The organism is Verrucomicrobiota bacterium, from assembly GCA_016871495.1.
Taxonomy (GTDB): domain Bacteria; phylum Verrucomicrobiota; class Verrucomicrobiia; order Limisphaerales; family VHDF01; genus VHDF01.
Genome location: VHDF01000083.1, coordinates 1 through 22,717 on the forward strand (window position 1 = coordinate 1; position 22,717 = coordinate 22,717).

The following is a 22,717-nucleotide window of genomic DNA, read 5'->3' on the forward strand; positions in this document are numbered from 1 at the left end:
CCAGACGGCGCAGGGAGGCATGGTGTCCGCGTCCAACCCCAAAGTGCATCGTGACATGGCCGCGGTCCGCGACCATGCGAGGAAGTTTTCGGATTACACCTATGTGTATCCGGTGATCTCCAGACGCTCGGAGGGACTCTCGCTCGGGGTCAATCTGAACCCTGACAAAGTCTGTAATTTCGACTGTGTGTATTGCGAGGTGGATCGAAGGACTCCGGGCAAGCCGGCCGGGGTGGTCGTGCGCCAGTTGGAAATGGAGTTGCGCGATCTGATTCGCCGCGTGCTGGACGGAGGCCTTTCTGAGGACGCGAGATTCCGGGGCCTGCCGGAGCGTTTGATCCGAGACATCAAGGACATCGCGTTCAGTGGGGACGGCGAACCCACGATGATCGGGAATTTCGCCGAGTGCGCGGAGGCTGTTGCCAGGATCAAAACGGAGTTCGGCTTGACCGAGACTCAATTGGTTCTGATCACCGATGCCGCGGGATTGGACAAAGCAGACGTGAGAAAAGGGTTGGAAGTTCTGGACGCGCATCAAGGCCAGATTTGGGCCAAGCTCGACGCGGGAACGGAATCCTACTTCAAGGCCGTGAATCGCACGCGGGTGCAATTTGACCGGATCCTCTCGAATTTGCTGCTCACGGCGCGCGTTCGCCCGATCATTATCCAGAGCTTGTTCTTGAAGTTGCATGGTGTCCCCATCTCTGCGGACGAACTGAAGGCCTATGGCGACCGCTTAAACGAAATCGTGCAAGCGGGTGGACGCATCGCTGAGGTCCACGCCTACACCATCGCACGCCCCACACCGGAAGCTTATGCCACTCGGTTGAGCGAGGAGGAGTTGGAAGCCGTGGCCGCGCGGATCCGCGAAAGCACGGGGCTGCGGGTGCGGACCTTCGCCTAGCGACTCGTGGTCTGATGCAAAGGCTTTCTCGGGGGACAACCGCTGCGTTGTGGCGACAAGCTCGAGTTCGAGAGGGGTGCTCCCTGTTGCCGTGAGTTCCACTGGGGTTGCCCACTCCCGTGATCCGGGGAGCTGTTCCTGGCTCTCCTCGCCCGCGGATGAATAACTTTGGAAACCGTATCAGTTGTCCGTCGTGTGGCGCAGGCTGCCCAGCCTGCCGTATCGCCGACGGCCCGTCGGCCCGGTGGGTGAAGCACGAGGCCCTTCCATGCTTTCCACGCGCCTAGCCTGGATCATTCATACTGAGCTTGAATCCGCGACAGTGTGCCGCGTGAGGGTACGCGGCCTACAATCGCGCCTGCCTCTGTGTTTGTAGGCCCGGTGTCCTCACCGGGCGTCCCGTGCATGAAATATGCGGCCTGGTTCCCTTCGTCGCCCCGCAGGCTGGGCAGCCTGCGAAACAGCAGACAGGGCTGTCTGCGTTACCAAGACAACCCGGCCCCGACAACCTCTGGATGCACCGAATAACAATGGCTGGCACAATCGCCGCTTGTCGTGCCGTAAGAATCGCGTCATAATGCAAGTGCAACCCGGGTTCTCCATGCCGTCCCCTTTCAGGTCCAGCCTCAGAGCTTTCAGCGTGCTGGTGTTGTTTGGGATGCTGGATCTGACCGGACTGGCGGCGGCTGCGGAGACTCGTTTTGCCGAGCGCAATGATTCGATCGCAGAAAAAGTCCAATGGTTGGAAGCGGCTCGTGCCCGGGGTGATTATCGACAAGCCAGGGCGCTGGCCGAATCCATCAGGCACACCTTGGAGTTTGAGGAGCAGGAGCATGGCCGGCTGCCTGATCCACTCTCTGGTGCTTCCCTTTTCATTGAAACGCAACGTTTGCCTGTGGATTGGCGGGAATGGATCCGGGGGTGGAGATATGCGAAATTGCTGCGATCGGAAGAACGGGAGGGGTTGTCGAGGAACGCCGAACCTGTGGAATGGATCCTTGGGTTTCCAGCCGATTCGCTTGGATCGCCGGCGCGGGAAATCAGGGTCGTGCGGTTGGATGGAGCCCGGCCTGGAGAGGTCAGGAGTCAAGTCTCCGAAGTTCGTCGGCGAGGAGGCGAGTGGCAGGCGCGGGTCACGATTCTGGCGGACGCGGAGGCGCGGGAGCGGGGCGAGTGGATGGTGCTTTTTGGCAATCCAGATGCCGAGTTGCCTGGCTATGACTCGGATCTCAAGGTGACCGGCGAGGGTGTCGGGCTGGACATCGAGAATGAGTTTTTCAAAGCCTCTTTGTCCCGGCAGATGGGACAGTTGGAGCGGTTGGCTTACAAGCGGGAACACGGCTTGGAACTTTTTGCCGGGGGTGACGGACATGGCGAGCCGCCGGGGATCGATTGGGCTCATGATTACGTGACCGCCGGAGATTTTCAGAAGATGCGCATCACGAACTGGCCCGAGTGTCCGGATTACTCGGTTGTGCGCGGGCCGCTCTCGGTGGTGGTGCGGCGGTGGGGTTTTCCCGCATCACCGTTGCATCCGGTGTTTACGCCCTCCCGCGTTCACATCGAAGTCGAGTACCGGTTTTATGCGGGAACGCCTTGGTTCATGAAGCTGGGGAGCATGGAGGTGGTGCGGGACCTGACCGTTGGCTACCTCCGCGACGACGAGTGGGTGTTTTCCGGCATGTCGTTCAACGAGACCCTTTGGATGGGCCGGGACGGTAAACTTCACGTCGGGGAAGTGCCCGCGCCGCAAGCGGAGGATCTTTGGGGGGTGGGTTTTTTCAATCGGACGACCAAGGATGCTTTCATCGGTTTGTTTCTCGATCATGAGGCCACGGGGACGCCACGCTTGCCTCATTCTGGATCCCCGACGCTGCACTATCGCTGGCACGGGCAATTATGGAGCCGGGCCTTTTTCCACCAGACCACCTTGAAGGCGGGCGCCAAGATTCGGCAGCGAAATGCCTACCTGACACTTCCATTTGACGAACGGAACGGGGCTCCGGAGGTGGAATCGTTGCGGAAAAGATTGCTTTCGCCCCTCACGTGGACGGCGCCGTCGAATCTGGATTTCCGGTTCGGCAAAGCTCCTGTGGGCCGCCTGGCTCGTCCGGGAGAGGCGGGTGACGCTCCCATCTCGAAGAGTGCTCTCTGGAAGGCGCTCGAGGCGTGCCGGGACGTGCAGCTCTACTCCGCGTTGCCGAGCGTGGTCGAGTTGGGGCTGGTCAGGGACATTCGAGTGCGGGGCGAAACGGTGAGGGTCCTGATGACTTTGCCGCATCGTGGACGTCCGCGCGCGGGGTTTTTTTCCACGGGCAGCGGTGGCAATGACGCCCCGATTCGTGACGTGCTGCTGAAAGTTCCAGGGGTAAAGCATGTGGTTGTGGACACCACTTGGGATCCCCCCTGGAGCTCAAACGAACTGACCCCGGCTGGCCGTTCTAAACTTGGATTGGAATCGAACGATGCACTGCGACGATGAAGTGGACGGAGGGGCGCCCCTTTTTGGAAGCCTCCACCCAAGCCGGAGAATGAAGCGCCGCGGAGGCTGGAATCGAAGCGGGCTGGCCTGGGTCCTGAGCTGGGCCACTTGGGTGACAGCCATGGCTGCCGGGGCGGAAGAGCCGTGGCTTCGCATCTCCGAGGATGACCGCGCGATCAAGGTGGAGACCGACCGTGTCGAGGCAGTGATCGTCAAGCGGAATCCCAAGCACTGGATGACCGGAATTGAGAAGGGAACCTTTCTCGACAAGGAAACGGGATTTCGTGAGATCGGAGACGGTTTGATGGTGGTGGACTGGCTGATGGAATCCGGAAGCGACACGGAGTGGAGCCAGGAGGTGATCGCCCCGGACGGTCATGGCGTGGGTCGCTACACCTGGCACGACAACGAGACCGATCCTGGCAAACGCCATTATGCGCTGATGGCCCATGGCAGCACGCATCGCAAGCGAATGGTCGAAGGACCTCAACTCTGCCATCGGATGAAGCCCGTGCGGCCCGAAGTCCTCCGCGGGCCCGATTTTGTGGCGGTGCGCACCACCTACCGGTTCGAGTATGCCGCGCCGGGGCGCAAGGCCGGATCGCAGTGGACCCAATGGATCGTTTTTCCCAAAGGGCGCCGCTATTTCTTCCTGATGGACAGAGTGGACTCGGCGAATGATTCCCCCGAGATGTTTCTACGCAATGATACGCCCGGGGTGATCCGGCATGATCGGGGGGATACCTTCAGCGAGGTTTATCTCAGCCACTTGGACGGCCCCCATGGCGAGGTCAGGATTCCTTCAAGCGAGTTTTTCGAACCCTTTCCACCCGATCTGAAGTTTGGTTATCGAAGAGACATGCGCCGCATTCCTGAGCGTTTCATTCGCGCCTATCATGTGCGGGATCCCAAGACCGGCCGCGCCGGGCCATGGCTCGCGGGAATGACGCTGGAGCCGTCCGTCGTTTACGAAGCCTGGTGGTCGCAGCGTCCGGGCGGGGTGATTGTCACGATCGAGGAAATTCACGGACGTCCCACCCGCGCAGGTGAATCGTTTAGCGCCGCTCATGTCGTGGGATGGTTTGATTCCATCCAGGAGATGAAGCAGGTCTATGATCTCTACAAAGGCCACAGCCGTTTGGTGGCTGACGCGTCGGGCTGGCGGTTGGAGAAGTAAGTGAGGTATCCGAGGGGCGGGGCGCCTGCTTGGGTTTTCGGGACCGGGCCAATGGCGGCCAGATGCGGATGCGGGATCAGAAATCGAACTGGTCGATGTTCTCCCGGGTGAAGACGAAGGGTTTTCCAAGCAGGATCTGATCCCCACGAACTTCGAGTTCGCCCAGGCGTCCCGCTTGGAAACGGGTTGCCCCCGCTTTGAGGCTGCCCTTGGCGGCGGCGATGGCGGCGTACACGGAGAGGTAGCCGAGGTCCGCGGTGTTCCAGAGGATGACCGCCGGAGTGATGCCTTCTTTCACATAACGTTTGTTGTCGTTGGGCAGTCCGAGTCCGACGACTTTCACGTCTTGCCGTCCGCTTTGCTTGACGGCTTCGGAGGCGCCGGGCACGGCGGGGGAACAGATGGCCATGAGCAGTTTGACTTGAGGGTGGGCGTTGAGGATGGCGGTGGCTTCGGCGAATGCTTTGTCCTTGAGATCGTCGCAAGGCCGCAGGGCGGCCATTTTGATGCCGGGATACCTGGCTTGGCGATGCGCTTCGATTTCCCTCCGCCACTCGTTCATGTTGGCGGCGGTCAAGGAAGCCGTGATGATGGCGAATTCACCCTGGCTGCCCAGGATCCTGGCCGCTTCATCCATGAGTGTTTGTCCGATGCCCTGGGGAGTGGCTTGGTTGACCAGAAAGAGGCGGGAATCTGGATCGGCATCGGAATCCCAAGTGACGATGGGTATCCCCCGGGCTTTGGCTTTGCGCAAGGCGGTGGACAGGCCGCCGCGATTCTCGACCGCGACCGCAAGAGCATCGACCCCGCGCGTGATCCACGTCTCGACCACTTCGTTTTGTTTGGCGGGATCGGGCTCCGTAGGGCCGTCCCAAAGAAGTTTGACGCCTAATTCCTGCGCCGCTTCTTCCGCGCCTTTGCGGCAGGAGATGAAGTAAGCGTTCCCTTTGCTTTTAGGCATCATGGCCAGCGTCATGGAGCCTGAAGCGCTTCCGCCGTCCGACGGAGCCGTCTTCTTGGAGGTGGCGGACTCTCTGGAACAACCGCAGATCCAAAGCAGAAAGACACCGGCGCAGAGCATTCTCATAGGTCGAATTTATGGTGATCCCGAGGGCATTGATGTGGAGTCGCGCGTGGGTGAACGGGGGACCCGCGCGCTCATTTTCTTCAGCATGGCTTCTCCGGAAAGGACCGCAAGAAGAAGTGCGCCCGTGGCCATGCCGACCCATTCCGAGGGACGGTCCGAGAGGGCGATGCCATTCTTGAGGACGGCGAGTGCGGCCAGTCCAAGCAGTGTGCCATGAACGGACCCCTTGCCTCCAAAAATCGATGCCCCCCCGAGGACGACTGCAGTAATGGCGAGTAATTCATATCCCGTTCCGGCGTCCGCCTTGGCTTGTCCCAGGTGGGCGACGTAAATGATGGCCGCCAGCCCCGCGCCTGCTCCGGACAAGACGTACACCAGGATTAAGTTCCGCCCGACCGGGAGACCTGCGAAACGGGCTCCCTCTGGAGAATAACCCAAAGCGCGCAGGCTTCTTCCGAAAGGGGTTCGATGAACGAGGAGCCAGAGGCCTGCGGCCACCGCCAGGAATATTGGCACTTGGGCGGGAATGGCCCCGAGGATGTAACCCTGGCCGAGCAGAAGAAAGGAGTCGGGAAACCCTGTGAAATTGTCCACGCCTTGGGTGATCGCCTCCGCCAAGCCGCGAAAGAGTGAAAACGACCCCAACGTCACGATGAGGGGAGGGAGTTTCAACCGCGCGATCAGCACGCCGTTCAACAGACCTCCCGCAGCGCCGGCTGCCAGCGCGAGGGCCGAAGCCCAACCGGGATCGAGACCCGCGTCTCGCCAAAGCTTGCCCAGCACAATGGCGCAGAGCCCGAGCAAGGACCCCGCCGAAAGGTCGATGCCGCCGGTGAGGATGACCGGGGTCATCACCAAGGCCAGCAGTCCGAATTCCACACTGACGCGCAGGATTTCAAACCCATTTTCGGCCGTCGCAAAACGGCGCCCGGTGAACGAGAAAAGCAGAAGCTCCGCGGCCAGGAACGCCATGAGCACGAGTTCGTGCCTGCCGGTTTCGCCTGAAAGAGGGGTTCGCATGGAACTAAGGCGTCGTCTTGCTGAATTCAATCCTCACGGCCGCGCGAGCGCGCGCGGTGAACACCTTCGGCGGCCACCGCAGTCAGGATGATGAGTCCTTGGATGGCCTTTTCCCAATGAGGAGGCCATTTGAGGAAGACCAGCGCGGACGGTAAACAAGCGAGGAGAAGCACGCCAGCCAAGACACCCCAAAGTCGTCCGCGGCCACCCGAGATGGATACCCCGCCCACCACGACCGCGGCGATAGCTTGAAGTTCCAGTCCGGCACCCGTTTTGGGGTCCACGTCGGTAAACCGAACCGCATTGAGGGTCGCGGCCAACCCGGTCAAGAGTCCCATGAATGCGAAAAGGCCGAAGGTGATTCGAGCGGGACGAAGCCCGGCCAGCCGGGCCGCCTCCGCGTTGGAACCCACGGCATAGACCCATCGAAACACGGAGAGTCGGACTGATGCGATCCAGAGGATCATCCAAAGGAGGAGGGCCGCCGCGATCACCCAGCATTGTCCTAAGGATTGGCCCAGGCCGAACCATTGGAAGGAATCGGGAAGGTCCCGGACGAACTCGCCCTCGCGCCAGGCGCGCAGGGATTCCCGGAGGGTGACCATGGTCGCAAGTGTCACGACGATGGAGGGAAGCTTGAATCCCGCCACGAGCAGCCCATTGAGAGCCCCCAGCGCGAGTCCGGCAAGCAGGGCGGAAGCAAGAATCCCAGGCCAAGGCCATCCGGCACTGGCCGCTTCTCCGGCAAGCACGCTGCACCAGGCGAACTGGGAACCCACGGAGATGTCGATTTGCCTGCCGACGATGACGAAGAACATGCCGGTGGCGATCAAAAGCACCGGCGCGACACTCGTGAGCCAGGGCCAAAGCGCGGCGGGCTTGAAGAAGGAAGGCGCCGCCAGCCCGAGCCAGCCGAGCGACAGCAGGAGAATCACCACGACGGAGCCTTCCCGCCAAGGCCAAGGGTTAGGCGGCAGTGACTTCATGGCCGAGCGCGGCGGAGAGGATGGCCTCGGGGGAGGCTTCCTGCTTGGAGAAAAACGCGGTGAGCCTCCCCTGTCTCATGACACCGATGCGGTCGCTGAGTTGGAGCAATTCGGGCCAATCCGAGGACAGGAGCAGAATAGCCAGGCCTTCCGACGCCAGGGATTGCAGCAGACGATGAATCTCGGCCTTGGCCCCAACATCAATGCCCTGGGTGGGTTCATCGGCGATAAGAACGCGCGGGGAAGTGGCCAGCCACCGCGCCAATGCGGTCTTCTGCTGATTTCCGCCCGACAACGTTCCAGCAAGAGTCTCTGGACCCTGGCATCGGATGCGAAGCCTTTCGATCCAGGATTGGGCCTCGCATCTTTCCCGCGCGAGATCCAACCAGCCTCGCGGAAACATCCGCCGGAAAGAAGCCATGCTGGTATTGGCAGCAACACTCAGTTCGGCAATAATACCATGCCGCCGTCGATCCTCCGGCAAGTAGGCGATGCCAAGGCTCAAGGCGTCGGCAGGGCTCTCAATCCGGCAGAGTTGACCCTCGATCCGGATCGTTCCTTGGGTCAGCGGGTCCAATCCAAAAAGCACACGCGCCAATTCCGTGCGGCCCGAGCCAACCAGTCCGGCCAGTCCCAGGATTTCACCGCGACGAAGTTCAAAGCTGATCTCCCGCAGGTGGGACGATTTGCAGCCGAGCCCTTCCACTCGCATCAAAACAGAATCCGGAGAAGTGCGTGTTCCGGGGGCCGAGGAATCGGGCTGGGCGACATGCGGTGGTGAAGAATCGGACGGAGGCCTTTCGCCGCCGACCATGAGGCGGATCATTTCCCGGCCCGTGGCTTCTGCCGCGGGCAGGCAAGCGACTTTCCGTCCATCCCGCAACACGGTGACCCGGTCAGCGAGCCCGGTGATATCCTCGAGCCGGTGAGAAATATAGCAACATCCCGCTCCCTTCGCGCGGAGCGCGTGCAGGACTTGATGCAGGCGGGAGGCGTCGTCGGCGCCGAGTGCGGCGGTGGGTTCGTCCAGAATCAGCCACTGTGCCCCGGCGGCGAGGGCTCGAGCGATCTCGACCAGTTGTTGTTCGGGCATGGACAGCCGGCCAGCCTCCAGCGTTGGATCAAGGTTGGATCCGATCGCCGCCAGGCACTCGCGAGCACGTTCGATCTGGCGGGATCGATCGATGACGCAAAACGCCCTGGCTGGACCGAGGAACAACCTCATATTCTCCGCGACCGTGAGATCCGGGAAAAGCGGCGGATGCTGGTAAATCACGGCGATGCCCAGTTCACGCGAGAGGCGGGGGGTCAGGGAACGGAACGTGCGTCCTTGCACGCCGATTTCGCCGGCGTCCGGTTCGAGGGCGCCCGCCACGGTTTTGATCAGGGTGGACTTGCCCGCCCCATTCTCCCCGATCAAAGCGTGAATTTCACCCGGACGAAGGTCGAAATCGACCCGGTGGAGTGCTTGGATGGGGCCGAATGCCTTGTCGATTCCACGCAATTCCAGACCGGGCGAGGGCGGGGAAAGGGGCGTCATTCAAATTCTGCGTGGCAGGACCGACGTCTCGTGAGCCCGAGCGGTTTGGATCCAATCCCGATCCAGGGGCACATTGTGTCGCCGGCAATATTCATCCCAGACCCAAGACCAGGGCAGGGTGCGGGCTGCCTCTTGCCAAAACAGCCGGCCGGTCAAGTCGCTGGCATTTTCGCATGCTTCGATTCTGGCTCTGGGATCGAGGAGGGCGATGAGGAGAGCTTTGAGCAGATTACGGGCGCCAAGCACCCAAGCGCTGACCCGGTGAATGCTGCCGTCGAAGTAGTCCAAGCCAAGCACAATCGTGTGCCTTTCCGCCGCCCGGACAACTTCGCGCGCGACCGCGAGCAAGGGATCGTTGAGGAGCACCACGTGGTCGCTGTCCCACCGCACGCCGCGGCTCACATGCAGCAGCAAAGCCGGGAGGTGGGGAGCCAGTGCAGAGATCTTGTCGAACACCTCTTCCGTGGGATGAAAATGGCCGAGATCGAGGCACAGCGCGATTTTCCGGCGCAACGCATAAGTGGCATAAAAGTCGTAGGACCCGGCGACGTAACTCTCGGATCCAAGGCCGAAAAGCTTCGGTTCGACAGCGTCGAGAAGGTGCGGATGGGGAAACTTTGAAGCGAAAACTCGATCGAGCGAGTCCTCCAATCTCCGACGGGGAGCCCAACGATCCGCCGGGGAGTCCTTGGAACCGTCAGGAATCCAGACGTTGTTCACGGAAGGGGTTCCCTGGCGCCTGCCGAAAAACGCAGCGATTTCCCGGCATCGTCGTCCATGCTCGACCCAAAAATCCCGTATCGCACGGTCGCGGTGGGCGAGGGTCCATCCGGATTCCGCGAGGGGGTGGGAAAAGAACGTGGGGTTGAAATCGAGCGCAAGCCGCCGTGATTGCGCCCAGTCGAGCCAGCCCTGGAAATGCCGGGGTTCAATGGCGTTTCGATCGATGTTGCATCCGTCAAACTCCCCGTAGATCGCGTGCAGATTGAGCCGATGCCGGCCGGGAATGAGCGCAAGGGCCGCATCGAGATCTTCGCGAAGTTCTTGAGGATTGCGAGCTTTGCCGGGATGGGAACCGGTGACCGCAATGCCGCCGCCCAAGGAAGAATCGCGTGATTCAAAACCCGTGACATCATCCCCCTGCCAGCAATGCAAAGAGATGGGAAACCGGGAAAGTCGCTTGAGAGCGTGTTCCGCGTCCACCCCGGACTGGGAGTAGGATTCCGCCGCCGCGCTGAAGGATGCTGGGGGCGTGTTCGATGTCCGTCGGCGTAGGCGCGGCCTCAAGTTTCGTGTTGGCATGAGTGGGTGTTTAATGTCCTCCCCGCGGCATCCAGGCGGCTTCGAGGTCACGATCCTGGCATGCATCCTTCCTGCTTTGGGGGCCGCAGGATGGCAAGCGGACTGGGATCGTGCCCGGAGGGAGTTAGCGGGCCGTGATCACGGCGCCGACGGGATAGGTGCCGAGGGAAACGGGGACTTTGGCGGCCGATGAAATGCCGACGGCCTCAGTCGTATAGGTCTCGCTGACGATGGGCACGATGGTTCCGCCTTTGAGATAGTCGCTGAGGGCAGCGAGATCGGTGGTATCCCCAGTCCCCTTCTCCTGGGCCATGGCCCATTGACCCTTGGCATCCTCGATCAGTCTCAGATTATTGAGGATGCTGTTCAGTTGGGCATTCTCCCGAGCGCGGACGTAGTTCGGAATGGCGAGAGTCGCGAGCAACCCCACAATAGCCACCACGATCATGATTTCCACCAAGGTGAAGCCGTGGTTTTGATGATCAAGAGGTATTCTCATACGCCCGCCCGCATTTTTCCAAACCAGGAGACGGTAATGCGATAAGGGGGCATGATTCAACATCCAATTGAGTTCAAAACAAACTATTTACAAAAGGCAAATGCCGCCGCGAGGCAGATCCTTCCCTGTCGTCCGCGAGACTTCTCAGGATTGCCATTTGCCCTTGGTGGTAGAGCTCTTGCGGGACACGCGGTTTTGGCGGGAAGAGGTGGGCACGGAGCCGCCCGAAGTCGAAGGACTCGGCAAAACGAAGCTCACCCGCATGGTCAAGCGACGAGACACATCGCCGGCTGCGACCAAACCGTAAGGTCCGGTCGCGCCCTCCGACCTCACGGGCGAAGCAAGCCGGCAAACGCGCACGATCGAGGCCCAAGGGTCCGAAGGATGAGGCGCGAAGCCGGGTGTTTTTCCTTTTTCTTTGCTGGGCCTGGGGTTATGCGAACGCCTGCATGAAGACCGAGACGCTGCACATTGGCATGCGGGTTCGCCACCCCCAGCATGGTACCGGCGCCGTCCGCGCCCTCACCGAACACACCGCTGAGATTCGTTTTGACGATGGCAACATCTGCACCGTTTCTCCTGAAAACTGCGGACTCGAGCCCTTGGAGACCATGGCCACCCTGAGCGGCCTCAACATCCCTCTGGCCACGCTGATGGCGCAGACGGTCGAAAAAACGCTCGAGGGCCTCGGTGTCGAAAAACCAGGGGGGTCGGTGGAGGAACTCGGAAAACGCTGGCATCAAGGAACCTTGATCCTCAAGCCGTCGGATGCTTCCCTGCAGGCCAAGGAAGTGGACCTGGAGGTGTTCTTCCACAAGATCGTCTTGATCCGAAACAACCTGCGAGTCCTGGAGCAGAAAATCAACGGAAGCGAGACCCTGACCAGCGGGGAGAAGTTTGACTGGCAACAATACATCACAAAGTCCTACGGATCGCTCACCACGTTTAATCTGCTGTTCAAAGACAAGGAAAGCTGGTTCTAGGCTTGTGCGAATGATCAAGGGCGTCTTATGACCGCGCGGTTGCACGGCGCTGTCCTCGTCCTATTCCTGCTGGCCCTTGTGGCTCAAGGCGTGGCGACACTGCTCGATCTTTCCCCGCCCTCCCGCGATCCCGCGTTTGAATGCGTTTTCTGGATCCTCGCGTCCGCCTGCACGGTGACCGGTTTGCATCGCCGGTTGCCCCTCCAACAAGCCCTGGGCGCGGCCGCCTGGGTGGGCGGACTCGCCTGGCTGGTGGAATTGGCCAGCCTGCGCTTCAGCATTCCCTTCGGTCCCCGCGCCTTCCTCGGAAGTCTCGGTGCAAGCCCGCCCAATACCGTCCCGGCGGTCATCCCATGTGTCTGGATCGTCATGGTGCTGAATGCGCGCGGCGTGGCTCGTCTCATCCTGAGACCCTGGCGGAAAACGACCTATTATGGATTCTGGGTGCTGGGACTCGCCTCCGTCCTGGTCGGCCTCTTCGCCGTGGCCATGGAGCCCTTTGCCAGCCTGACGAAACGTTATTGGGCGACAGGGGGCACGCGTGTTCCCACCTCGGTGCTGGGGATCGATGGGCTGGTGTTCCTGAGCCGTTCAGTGGTGGCTGCTTGCCTCCTCGGATTCGCCACCCCCTGGCTGATCCATAAACAGCCGGTGAAGCAGTCTCCCGATCTTCACCCTTGGATTCTATGGGTGCTGATCCACGGATTGCTCATTCTCGACAGCCTTCGCCACGAACTTTGGACTTTGGCGGTCCTGGCGGGTGGCATGTTGGGCTTCGTGTCCCTCTGCGCTTTACGCGGGGCTTATTGGGTTCGCGCGGAAATGGCCTTAGAAACGGACCGCAACTGACGGCGGCTTGAGGAAAAGACCCGCGGCTTGCCAAGGCTTGTCTCGCAGTGTCGTAATGGGGGCACCTGAATATGCGAAAAGCTTCCTTGGAATTCCTCAAAACTCTGATCCACACCCCCAGCCCTTCCGGCCACGAAACCCGGGGGCAACGCGTTTGGCTCGACTATGTGAAGGCGTTCGCCGACGAAACCTATTCCGACGCCTATGGAAACTGCGTGGCGGTTTTGAACAAAGGGGGAACCCCCCGGGTGATGCTGGCGGCGCACGCGGACGAAATCGCCATGGCGGTCAATTACATCGACGACAACGGTTATCTCTACGTGCGCAGAGTGGGAGGCATCGACCCGGCGATCATTCGCGCTCAACGCGTGGCGGTTCACACCCGGCAGGGGCCCGTGAAAGGCGTGGTGGGGAACGTCGCGCCCCACCTCACGAGGATGGAGGGCGAACGTAAAGTGCCCAAGATGGAGGATCTATTCATTGATATCGGCGCGCGAAGCAAGAAGGAGGCTCAAGAGCTCGTTCGAATCGCCGATCCCGTGACTCTGGAGAACGGCTTCGAACTTTTGCGGAATGATCTGGCCGTGGCGCGGGCCTTCGATAACCGCATCGGCACGTTCGCCGTCGCCGAAGCGCTGCGTTTGCTGCATCCTCAGCGCCGAGCCCTGAAAGCCGAGATCTGCGCCGTGTCGAACATCATGGAAGAAGTGGGCCTGCTTGGAGCCCGCCAGATCGCTTACAGCCTCAAGCCTGATGTGGCGCTGGTCGTGGATGTCACTCATGCCACCGACTACCCGACCGTGAGCAAAATCCAGCACGGGGACATCAAGGTGGGCGCAGGTCCGGCGCTCACCCACGGGGGCTGCAATCATCGCGAGGTCGTGGCGCGGTTGGAAGCGATCGCTTCCCAAGAATCCATCCCGCTCCAGCATGAGGCCATGTCCGCCACCAGCGGCACCGACACCGACGTCATTTTCTGGACGCGCGGGGGCATTCCCAGCGCCTTGATCAGCCTGCCCAATCGCTACATGCACTCGCCCGTCGAGTTGGTCAGCCTTCGCGACCTCGAGTGCATTCCCCGCTTGCTCGCAGGATTTTCCGCCTCCCTGCGCAAGAAGGAGAAATTCAAAGTCAAAATCTGATCAAGGTTTTTCCAGCACCCGGAAGAACAGTTGCGCTGATTGGTCAGGGGAAGTGTGCGCAGGGGGGGCGCGTGGACGGACTCGTGTAAGCGGCGTAGAATGTCCAGTCCACCAGGTTCGTCGATTGCTGCAGTCCGATGGGATAAACGGGATCGATCAACAATTCGAACGAAAGCGAACGATCCGCGTCGAGCCTCGGACCGGACAGCAACGGACTCACCGGTGGTGGCAGATCCAGGAGCTGCAGGCGGGCCGGCTCGGAGCGCGAGTTTCCGGCGACGTTCCGCACCTCCACCGTGTAGGCTCCCTGCTTGGACGCCTCCAAAGCACTCACGAGATGGGTCGCATTCGTGGCTCGAACAAGGACCGATCCATTGAACAGCCATTGGTAGGTCAAAGGCTTGGTTCCGTCCGCGGCCACGGAGAGCTCCACGTTGGAGCCTGCCCTGTAACTGCCTCCCGCGGGTTGCTTCGTGATCTTGGGGGCGGCAAAGGCGAGTTCAATGACCGCACTGAATTCATAGCCAAACGTGTTGCTGGCCAACAGCACGTAATCGCCTTGGTCGCGGGCGGCAAAAGCCGGAAGGGTCAAAGTTGCATTGGTGGCGCCCGCCAGATTCGACCCGTTCCGGCGCCATTGCAATCGCAACGGTGGAGTGCCGTCCACCCGCGCAGAGAGTTCGACGGATTGCCCCAGTTCCTCAACGGTACGCGACGGGGAAGCGCTCAAAACAACGCCGGGATCATTGGTGCTGAAGGCAAAATAGGCCCACTCGGTGCCCCAGCGGTCTCCCTTCGGACCTCTCGTCGAGGCGTATTCCTGCATCGTCCACATGTCCTGATCATTCAAAGGATCCACGCATGCCGCACTGTAGTCCCCCCAGCTGTTGCGGCCTCGAATGCGAATACGCACGTAAGGAGCTTCTCCAGCCTTGTACGTTTGCGGGAGTGACATCAGTCCCGCGGGTTCGCTTCCCATCCGGTGGGCATAAGCGGCGCTGGCGTAGGTTTCTTTGGAGAATCGAGAAAAACCGACGAGCACGTCATTCGACCGATTGACTGCCAGACTCGGGAAAGAATAGTGCTCCAAGCCACTCGGATCGTCGATCAGCCCGCGTTGGGCAATTGCCCCCGCCAAAGACACGTTCCACCATTGAATCGAAGTCCGCTCCTTCGGGGTGCCGAGGTCCATGAAAACATGGTGCGCGACCCATAAGGAGCTGTTTCGATACTGAACGCTCTGGATGCGGGCGTCGTTCGGGAAGATAGAGGTTGAGGTTCCCTTTTGGGGTGAAAGATTCGTGCCGTTCGGTTGCTCCGAAGTGACATTCCAGAATCCCCAGGCGGGAACAGGAGGAGTCAAGGCATGACCGGCCGCATACGTTTCCGATCCCAGCGCTCCTTGAATGCGGGCGATTCGGAGCCGGTTCCGGGCGGGCACGTCGCAAACCACATAAAGATTGGGCTCGGTCCCGCCGTGGTTCACCGCGGGCACCAGGGTAAAGCCGTTGGAATCCTCGAATTTCTTGATCGACGGGTTCTGAGCGGAAACCAGCGCCGCTTTGTCCAAGATGTAGAGATCGGACCGCACGAAGAGATTGGTCTCGCCCACCGTGTGCATGTTGAAACTCACTCCCAACCAGGTGCGATTGAATCCGAGATTGGGGAAATCCGCCCAAACCTTGCCCGTGGGGTCGGCTTTGAGCGTGAGGAGGCGCCAGTCTCCCGCCGGATCCGAAGTCGAGGAGACACCGATCAGGATCATGGAATTCGTGGTCTGGCCTTCGGCGATGGCCGTGGCAAAATAGCGTCTCGAACGAGGGTCGTAAACAACTCGCGGGTCGAACACGTTCGAAGCTCCCGCAGGCTTCCAAAAATCCTTCAGGAGGACTTGCTTGAGCACCCTTCCTCGACGGGCCTGCACGGCAAATTCCGTGTTGAGCATAACCACCAAATGTTCAGGTCCCACAGCCCCGGAAGTGTCCGGAGGCAACGCCTCGTAATTGTCGATCAGAGCCGGAAAGTGGGTGCGCAAGCTGGGGACGGGACGGGCCGCCGCGGCGGTTTCGGTCGCGCGCTTGAAATCGGCTCCGTGGTCCGGAGCGGAGAGGAGCGCCGGCAGTTCGAGTTGGTCCTCGTCCTGGAGGATCTGTCCACGGGTCGACCCTTCAGGCAGGGACGAGACATTCACGCGGCTTTCGCGAAATGCGATGGCCGTTTGCGGCCGTTGAACTTCCCCCCTGGGGAAACATCCGACGTCGCTTGCAGCCCCAAGGTCCCCGACAGGCCAAGGCTGAGGACGTGGCAAAACCATCCGGCAAACGGCATGGCGAAGACTACGAAGCTGGACGCTCAGGCTCCAGGCCATTTTGCGGCTGGCTTTTCTGTTTACAACGAGGCCCGGGTTCCCTCGACTCTTCCCATGCGCGTCTTAATCCTTGGTTGCGGCTATCTGGGCGTGCGCGTGGGTGAGTTGCTTCGGGCCTCCGGGCACGAAGTCTGGGGGACTCGCCGTTCGCCCGAGTCGGCAACAGAATTGGAGTCGGTGGGCATTCGACCGGTGATCTTCGATTTCGGCGTTCCCGAGTCTCTGAAGCAACTTCCGGACGGTGTCGAGTGGATCGTGCATTGCGCCTCGACGGGGAGGGGAGGGGCGGATGCCTATCGCCTCGTTTTTGATCAAGGATTGCGCATGGTCGAGCTTTGGATGCGAAACCAGCCGTTGCAGAAATTCGTTTTTACCAGCAGCACGAGCGTGTACGGCCAGGTGGACGGGAGCTGGGTCGATGAAGATTCTCCGGTCAGCCCGGAGCCGGAGGGAGCCCGCATTTTGGTGCAAGCCGAGCTTCATGCCCGATCGCTTCAGGGTTTGGGCGCAGTCGTCCTTCGTTTGGCGGGTCTCTACGGAGCGGGGAGGGGCCATTTGTTGCAACAACTCTTGCGGCGGGAAGCCCGCGTCGAAGGCACCGGGCAAAGGTGGTTGAACATGGTTCACCGGGAAGACGCCGCCCGGGCGGTCGTGCTGGCGCTTGAACAGGCTCCCCGGGGGGAAGTGTACAATGTCGCGGACAATGAACCCGTGGCTCAGGTCGAATTCCTCCGCTGGCTGGCGGACAAGACAGGGAATCCGATGCCTCAAAGGGCCGAGCCCGCCAGTGGTTCTCCACGAACGAAACGAGCGCGGACCCACAAGCGGGTTTCCAACCGCAAGTTGAGGGAAACGTTGGGATGGGTTCTCCGCTATCCGAGCTATCGCGAGGGTTATCGAGAAGAGATTCGGAAGCGGAATGACGAGCCAGGTTGACGGGCTGCTCGGGGATGGACTGCACCAAGCCAGGGCGAGTCCGCCACGCCTCAGTTTCCGGCGGTATCGCCAGAGGGTTGAAACCTGATTTCGAGCAACTCGCCGGGGCGAACTTTCAAATGCCCCGGAAGTCCGACCGAGATCGCCAAGCCTCGATCCGCCTCCAGCCCCCGGGGCAGGAGGGAGGCGGGAATGGGCTCCCAACTGACTCCGACTTGCTGCACCACCGCATCGATCTGCTCCCGGCGGGCGCCGCGTGTGACCAGGATGACGGGCATGCCCTTGTGCGGTTGAACCGAAAGCGGCTGGCGCAAATAAGCGGTGACCCGCTCGGATCGGTCGGAGGTGATGGTCATGATCGATTCACCCGCTTCCAGGTTTTCACCCGTGCGTTTGAAGACGGTGGTGACATGGCCGGCGATGGGAGCGAGCAAGGGAATGGGCTGCATTTGGGCTTCGGCCAACCGCAACTTTTCCTCCTGCACCGCGATCGCCGCGCGGACGGAACGAGCCGCCGCATCCGCCATCTTCTGCCCGCTTTCCCCGCCTAATTGTTCCAAGCGGGGACTCAAAGCGTCGATGACGGAGGCGAGCCCATCCCGTCGAGACTTTGCTTGTTCACGGGTGGATCGTGCCAGGTCAAGGCGTTCGTCGCTGACAAGCTTGTCCTGATAAAGCTTGGTGGCGCGTTCCAGCTCCAATTCGGCGTAACGCAGAGAGATGGAAGCCGCCGCAAATTCGATCCGGTGGTTCATCAGATCGAGCTGAAGTTGTTCCCACGACATGGCGTTGCGTTGCTGATCGAGGGCTTCAGCCATGCCGGATTGGATCACGGCGATCTCGGCCTTGATCACGGCCAGGCTGTTTTCGGCGACTTTGGGCGGCGTGGTGACGACGTAGGCCAAGATTTGATCCTGAGCCACGGGATCCAGCCTCGCGACCTGGACTTGGGTGAGCGATCCGGCCTGCGGGGAGGTGACGCTGGCCTGCACGATCTCGGCTTCGCCCACCAGGGCTGACGTCGCGAAGTTCGACTTCCAGAGGCTCATCGCCAGGAACGTGCAGATTCCGAAGACGAGGACAGGCACTCCCGTGCGTTTAAAGTCCTTCCACCGCTGGGCGGGCGGCGTTGGAATGACGGGATGCGGTTTCATGCTTTCATTAGACTTCGGACTCTTCTTCGGCCAGCAGCCCGGTGACTCTCGAGACTCCGGGGAATGCCCGCAACTCGGAAAGCATTTCGTCCATCCGGCCGGGGTCACGGAGCAGGATCCGGTAGGAGAGATCCGTGCCTTCGAAGCCCTCATGGGACCGCTGGCTGGCGCACTGGGCTTTGCGGCTGTGGCGGTGCAGCACTTGTCGCAACTCTCCCATTTCCGCCGCAGGCCTTGCCCAGTGCATATTCACGATCACGTCGTATCGATGCCGGGTTCCAAAATGACTGAACCAGAGATAGAGCATGATCAACGAAATCAACCCGCAACCCACCACGGCGGTCGTCAGTTTCATGGTCCCACAGGCCATGCCGACCACGATCACGGAAAGCACATACGTCGTGTCGAGAGTGTCACGAAGAATGTTGCGAAATCGGACAATCGCGAAAACGGCCATGAGCCCGAACGCGGTCACCAGGTTGTTCTGAAGCACCATCATCACCATCGAAGTCACCGTCGGAATGACGATCAACGAGTTGACGAAGGACCGCGAGTAAGAAAGTCCGGAGTGAGTCGTCATGTAGACCCACGCGAGGACATGCCCTCCGAGAAACGCCACGAGCATCCCCAACAGCATCCTGGGAAAATCCGTGGGGACCGCGGCAAAGTCGCCATTCCAAAAAGTGTCCATCAGGCAAAAGGGCGGACGGCTTCGCGAGTTGGGTTTCTGGAGGCAGCGCCCTCCCGCGAGAGAAACGCGGTTTCGTGCTCGGGCCGGGCATGTTCCCGGGTCACTCGCTCCTTGCCCAGGAGGGTGACCCCATCGACATACTTGGCCGCTCCGCATTGCATCAATCCGAAGACCCGGACCAGGTCGCGAAACCAATCCGGGAATCGATTCGTGAATTTCAGTTCCAGCACGACTTCATTTCCGAAAACCAGGACCGGCTTGATCATCGTCGTGGACAGATTGAACGTGGGCTCGGCTTCGCAGCGCACTTCGCGGTCCAAAGTGACCCGGACAGAATTATCGTGGGCGGGCAGCCAGGCCTCGCGCAAGTAGGCGATATGCGCCTTGGGAGTCGCCCGGAGGTCCAGCGTGTGCTGGCAGAAGCGTTGGATCGCCACCAAGGCTTTGGGGGACTTGGAGAGGAGATGTGCGGCGTCAGGAATGTGTCCGCGCAGAATCATCGCCACAGCGGATCGCTTCACCGCGCCTCGTTCCTTCGAAATGGTGTTGTTCGTTCGCTTTTTAATCTCGAAAAACACCGGCGCGTCTTCCGCGTCGGTATAGTAACGAAGCCGGAGCTTGAACCGGTTCTTATCCCCGTTAATCGTGGTCTGATACAAGGCCAACTGGTCCGAGTCGAGATAGAGACTGTGGACGGGATAGGAAAAATTGGGCTTTCCCACTCCGTACTCATCCAGGTCCAAATAGCAGCGGACGAACTCACGAATCGCCAGCGCTTTCGCCTCGGGGATGATGTATTTCAGCTCGAAACGCTGCTTTTGCAGTCGATCCTGCTCCATAGCCATCCGTTCAACTCACTCGCATTCAAGTTCTTCTTACGCCACATCGGTGGAGACATGTTTGTCTCGCGTTTGATACGTCATCGTCAACAGACAATGACGGCAACATTCTACTCATTCCTATGAGAATTCAAGCAAGTTCAATGCCAAACTATTGAGCCCCAACGAATTGCTGCCCTGAATTCGAGTGAGCGGGTTAAGGCGGTTGAGCGTCGAAAAGTGCGCTCTTGCTGGCTGCTTGGGGTTGTACCTATAAACGCCCATGTCCAAAATGCCTTCCAGGCCTCGAGTCGCTGACTTTCAATTGGATTCTTTTCTTTCCACCAAGACGAGCCATGTCAATCAAGCCCTGGATGCCTGGCTTCCTTCCGAAAAAGCCAAACCGGCCACGCTGCATCGCGCGATGCGCTATTCCCTCTTCGCGGGGGGGAAACGGATGCGCCCGGCGCTTTGCCTGGCCGCCGCGGAGGCTTGCGGGGGCGGCGAAAAAGATGCCATGCCTCTGGCGTGCGCGGTCGAATGCATCCACACCTATTCCCTGATCCATGACGACCTGCCGTGCATGGACGACGACGACTTCCGGCGCGGCAAGCCGACCAATCACAAAGTCTTCGGTGAAGGCATTGCCGTGCTGGCCGGCGATGCGCTCCTCACCCAGGCCTTTGAACTGGCCGTCCGATGCCGGGGTTGGAGTCGTTATCCTCATTCGCAAATCGTGCTCGAAATCGCCCGGGCTTCAGGAAGTCTCCAACTCATTGCCGGTCAAGTGGCCGATTTGGAAGGCGAAGGACAACCGCTGAGCCTTGCCGAACTCCGTTACATTCACGAGCGAAAAACCTCCGCGCTCCTGTGCTGCTCGGTCCGCCTGGGCGGCATGAGCGCCAATTGCAGCCCCGCTCAACTGAAGGCGCTGACCGGGTTCGGTTTCAAAGTCGGTCTCGCCTTTCAGATCATCGACGACATTCTTGATGTGACGCAAACCTCAGAGCAACTCGGCAAAACGGCGGGAAAAGACACCGCCGCCCGGAAGGCGACCTACCCGTCCATTGTCGGGCTCGAGAAGTCCCGCGCCCTGGCGAAGTCTCTGACGCGACAAGCTTACGCCAGCCTGAAACCTTTCGGAAGCCGGGCCGGCGTACTGCTGGCGCTCGCCCAATTCCTCCTCGAGCGGCAGAAGTAGGCGGAAGCGCCGTTATTGGGCCGAGTAATAGGCGTCCACCCGCGCCGCCACGTCCTTGTAGCCGATATCCGTTTCGTAGATGAGCTTGAGTTGCTCGATCGCCTCTTCCTTCTTGCCCATCTTTTCCAGCACCAAGCCCAGCGCATAAATCAAATCCTTTTTCTCCTCGTCGAACACGGTTTTCTCCTTGATCGCGTTCTGCAAGGTGCGTGCGGCCAGGTCATTCATGCCTCGACGCGCGAAGCATTGCCCCAAGAAACCGAGGGCCTGAATGCGCCGATGAGGGTTGTTTTGGGCTTTTTGAAACTCCTGAATCGCCTCGGAGATCCGGTTTCCATTGAAGTAATGCACCCCAAGCTCGAAGCGCAGTTGCAAGTCCGTGGGATACTTCTCCGCGCGAATCCGGCAATCTTGGATCAAGAATTCCTGTTTCTCTTTTTTCAGAGCTTCGGATTTCTCGGCGAATTCGGGTGTCGCCGGGTCGAGTTGCGCGAGAGCCTGGTCGATGCGCTTCACCTTCAAATCCGCCAGCGCCTTCTCGATGCTCGGATCCTTCGAACTGTCCTGGTCGAGGATGCGCTGGTAAAACTCGGCCGCCCGCTCGAAGTTTTTATTCTGCGCATGGATCTCCGCGATGTTGCGGAGCAACTTCAGATTATGGGGTTCGCTTTCCAGGCGCTGCTCGTATTCCTCGATCAACGACCGGGCGCTTTCCCCGGTTTTCACCTCCCGGTTTTCCTGCTCGAGTCGCGCCGATTCCTGCTTGTTCTTCAAGATGTCACGGTAAGACCCTTGCCCTCCTTCCAGAGCCGCGTATCCACCCTCATCCATCGTGCGAGTGGCGGAAGCGTTCTTCAGGGTCTGCGCGATCGCCGGATCGTTGGGATACGCGCGCTGCAACTCGGCGAGCACGCTTTCCGCGCGAGAAATGTGGCCGGCGGCGGCAAGCGCCTCGGCCAGGGCGATGGCCGCAGCCTTGTCTCCCGGCGACGATTTCATCACAAATTCCAGCGAGAGCACCGCGGTCTTGGGAAGCTTCGCGGCGACGGCGGCTTCGGCAAGCAACCGGTGGGCCGTGTTGTTGTTCGGGTCCCCGTTCAGGATTTGCTCCGCGATGCGAAGGGCTTCCAGGGGATTGGACCGCAGGGCGATCTGGCCCTTGGCGATCATGGGCGAACTGCTTGCCGCCCCGAGCATCTTTTTGAACAGTCCGGTTGAGGAGCCATGTTTCTTGACTTGCGTGGCGCGCAACGCTTGGCGGCACTCAAAGAATCCCGGTTCACGCACCAGAACCTGTTCGAAAATCGACAACGCATAGTCCAGGTTGTTCTTCTCCAAGGCGACCAGGCCTTTTTCATATTGTTCCCTCAGGGAGCGGGGGATCTCGGATAACGGCTTCTCGGGCATGCCGATAGCTTAATTCCTGACCGCCAAAAATCCACCGGAAATCAAACCAGGCCACCGGCCCACGGTGCATCCCGATGTTGCCGGTGATGCAGGTAGGGCGCGTCCGTCCCGGCGCGCCGCCGGAGCATGATGTTTTGCATCCAGTGGGCGGCGGGCTGGGACAGGCCCGCC

The 22,717-nt window shown here is 60.5% G+C and carries 17 protein-coding genes and 1 pseudogene; 8 read left to right on the forward strand and 10 right to left on the reverse strand.

What is annotated here, in order from left to right:
* Positions 1 to 55 precede the first annotated feature (55 nt).
* The 3 genes from FJ404_15535 (at position 56) to FJ404_15545 (ending at position 4,563) form a co-directional block, all read left to right on the forward strand.
* Positions 56 to 904 (forward strand): radical SAM protein, encoded by an 849-nt coding sequence (locus tag FJ404_15535; protein MBM3824275.1) that lies wholly within the window; start codon positions 56 to 58, stop codon positions 902 to 904.
* A gap of 601 nt (positions 905 to 1,505) precedes the next feature.
* Positions 1,506 to 3,386 carry a hypothetical protein gene (locus FJ404_15540; protein ID MBM3824276.1) on the forward strand — a complete coding sequence of 627 codons (1,881 nt, stop codon included), beginning with the start codon at positions 1,506 to 1,508 and terminating at the stop codon, positions 3,384 to 3,386.
* The gene (locus FJ404_15545; protein MBM3824277.1) at positions 3,370 to 4,563 is read left to right on the forward strand and encodes a hypothetical protein; all 1,194 of its coding nucleotides are present in this window, start codon (positions 3,370 to 3,372) and stop codon (positions 4,561 to 4,563) included. Before FJ404_15540 ends, FJ404_15545 begins: the two co-directional genes overlap by 17 nt.
* 76 nt (positions 4,564 to 4,639) lie before the next feature.
* On the opposite strand, the pseudogene FJ404_15550 reads toward FJ404_15545, so the two are convergent.
* From FJ404_15550 to FJ404_15570, 5 genes and pseudogenes are all read right to left on the reverse strand, one after another.
* Positions 4,640 to 6,670: pseudogene (locus FJ404_15550) on the reverse strand (substrate-binding domain-containing protein).
* Between the two features lie 26 nt (positions 6,671 to 6,696).
* Entirely contained in the window at positions 6,697 to 7,656 is a 960-nt protein-coding gene (locus tag FJ404_15555) for an ABC transporter permease (GenBank protein MBM3824278.1), read from the reverse strand.
* A complete protein-coding gene (locus FJ404_15560; GenBank protein ID MBM3824279.1) occupies positions 7,637 to 9,196 on the reverse strand; it encodes a sugar ABC transporter ATP-binding protein in 1,560 nt (519 codons plus the stop codon). Before FJ404_15560 ends, FJ404_15555 begins: the two co-directional genes overlap by 20 nt.
* Positions 9,197 to 10,498: an L-rhamnose isomerase gene (locus FJ404_15565; GenBank protein ID MBM3824280.1), complete on the reverse strand. Its 1,302-nt coding sequence runs from the start codon at positions 10,496 to 10,498 to the stop codon at positions 9,197 to 9,199.
* A 124-nt stretch (positions 10,499 to 10,622) separates the two neighbouring features.
* Positions 10,623 to 10,997, reverse strand: a complete 375-nt coding sequence (locus FJ404_15570; GenBank protein MBM3824281.1) for a type II secretion system protein — start codon at positions 10,995 to 10,997, stop codon at positions 10,623 to 10,625.
* Between the two features lie 449 nt (positions 10,998 to 11,446).
* On the opposite strand from FJ404_15570, the gene FJ404_15575 reads away from it, so the two are divergent.
* The 3 genes from FJ404_15575 to FJ404_15585 all read left to right on the forward strand — a co-directional run bounded on the left by FJ404_15575 (position 11,447) and on the right by FJ404_15585 (position 13,971).
* Positions 11,447 to 11,980 carry a hypothetical protein gene (locus tag FJ404_15575; GenBank protein ID MBM3824282.1) on the forward strand — a complete coding sequence of 178 codons (534 nt, stop codon included), beginning with the start codon at positions 11,447 to 11,449 and terminating at the stop codon, positions 11,978 to 11,980.
* A 27-nt stretch (positions 11,981 to 12,007) separates the two neighbouring features.
* Positions 12,008 to 12,829, forward strand: a complete 822-nt coding sequence (locus FJ404_15580) for a carotenoid biosynthesis protein (protein MBM3824283.1) — start codon at positions 12,008 to 12,010, stop codon at positions 12,827 to 12,829.
* A gap of 71 nt (positions 12,830 to 12,900) precedes the next feature.
* Positions 12,901 to 13,971: a M42 family metallopeptidase gene (locus tag FJ404_15585; protein ID MBM3824284.1), complete on the forward strand. Its 1,071-nt coding sequence runs from the start codon at positions 12,901 to 12,903 to the stop codon at positions 13,969 to 13,971.
* Positions 13,972 to 14,014: 43 nt separating this feature from the next.
* Here the strand turns inward: FJ404_15585 and FJ404_15590 are convergent, their stop codons facing one another.
* The gene (locus FJ404_15590) at positions 14,015 to 16,339 is read right to left on the reverse strand and encodes an immunoglobulin domain-containing protein (protein ID MBM3824285.1); all 2,325 of its coding nucleotides are present in this window, start codon (positions 16,337 to 16,339) and stop codon (positions 14,015 to 14,017) included.
* On the opposite strand from FJ404_15590, the gene FJ404_15595 reads away from it, so the two are divergent.
* On the forward strand, positions 15,338 to 17,275 hold the full coding sequence (locus FJ404_15595) for an SDR family oxidoreductase (GenBank protein MBM3824286.1): 1,938 nt from the start codon (positions 15,338 to 15,340) through the stop codon (positions 17,273 to 17,275). The genes FJ404_15590 and FJ404_15595 overlap by 1,002 nt on opposite strands.
* A gap of 50 nt (positions 17,276 to 17,325) precedes the next feature.
* Here FJ404_15595 and FJ404_15600 read toward each other — a convergent pair whose 3' ends face one another.
* Genes FJ404_15600 through FJ404_15610 form a run of 3 tightly spaced genes read right to left on the reverse strand, consistent with a single transcriptional unit; the run spans position 17,326 to position 19,965 of the window.
* Positions 17,326 to 18,582, reverse strand: a complete 1,257-nt coding sequence (locus FJ404_15600; protein MBM3824287.1) for an HlyD family efflux transporter periplasmic adaptor subunit — start codon at positions 18,580 to 18,582, stop codon at positions 17,326 to 17,328.
* Positions 18,437 to 19,276 (reverse strand): DUF4956 domain-containing protein, encoded by an 840-nt coding sequence (locus FJ404_15605; protein ID MBM3824288.1) that lies wholly within the window; start codon positions 19,274 to 19,276, stop codon positions 18,437 to 18,439. Before FJ404_15605 ends, FJ404_15600 begins: the two co-directional genes overlap by 146 nt.
* On the reverse strand, positions 19,120 to 19,965 hold the full coding sequence (locus FJ404_15610; protein ID MBM3824289.1) for a polyphosphate polymerase domain-containing protein: 846 nt from the start codon (positions 19,963 to 19,965) through the stop codon (positions 19,120 to 19,122). The genes FJ404_15605 and FJ404_15610 overlap by 157 nt, the downstream gene beginning before the upstream one ends.
* A 265-nt stretch (positions 19,966 to 20,230) precedes the next feature.
* On the opposite strand from FJ404_15610, the gene FJ404_15615 reads away from it, so the two are divergent.
* On the forward strand, positions 20,231 to 21,139 hold the full coding sequence (locus tag FJ404_15615) for a polyprenyl synthetase family protein (protein ID MBM3824290.1): 909 nt from the start codon (positions 20,231 to 20,233) through the stop codon (positions 21,137 to 21,139).
* 12 nt (positions 21,140 to 21,151) lie between these two features.
* Here FJ404_15615 and FJ404_15620 read toward each other — a convergent pair whose 3' ends face one another.
* Positions 21,152 to 22,546 (reverse strand): tetratricopeptide repeat protein, encoded by a 1,395-nt coding sequence (locus tag FJ404_15620; GenBank protein ID MBM3824291.1) that lies wholly within the window; start codon positions 22,544 to 22,546, stop codon positions 21,152 to 21,154.
* Between the last annotated feature and the right edge of the window lie 171 nt (positions 22,547 to 22,717).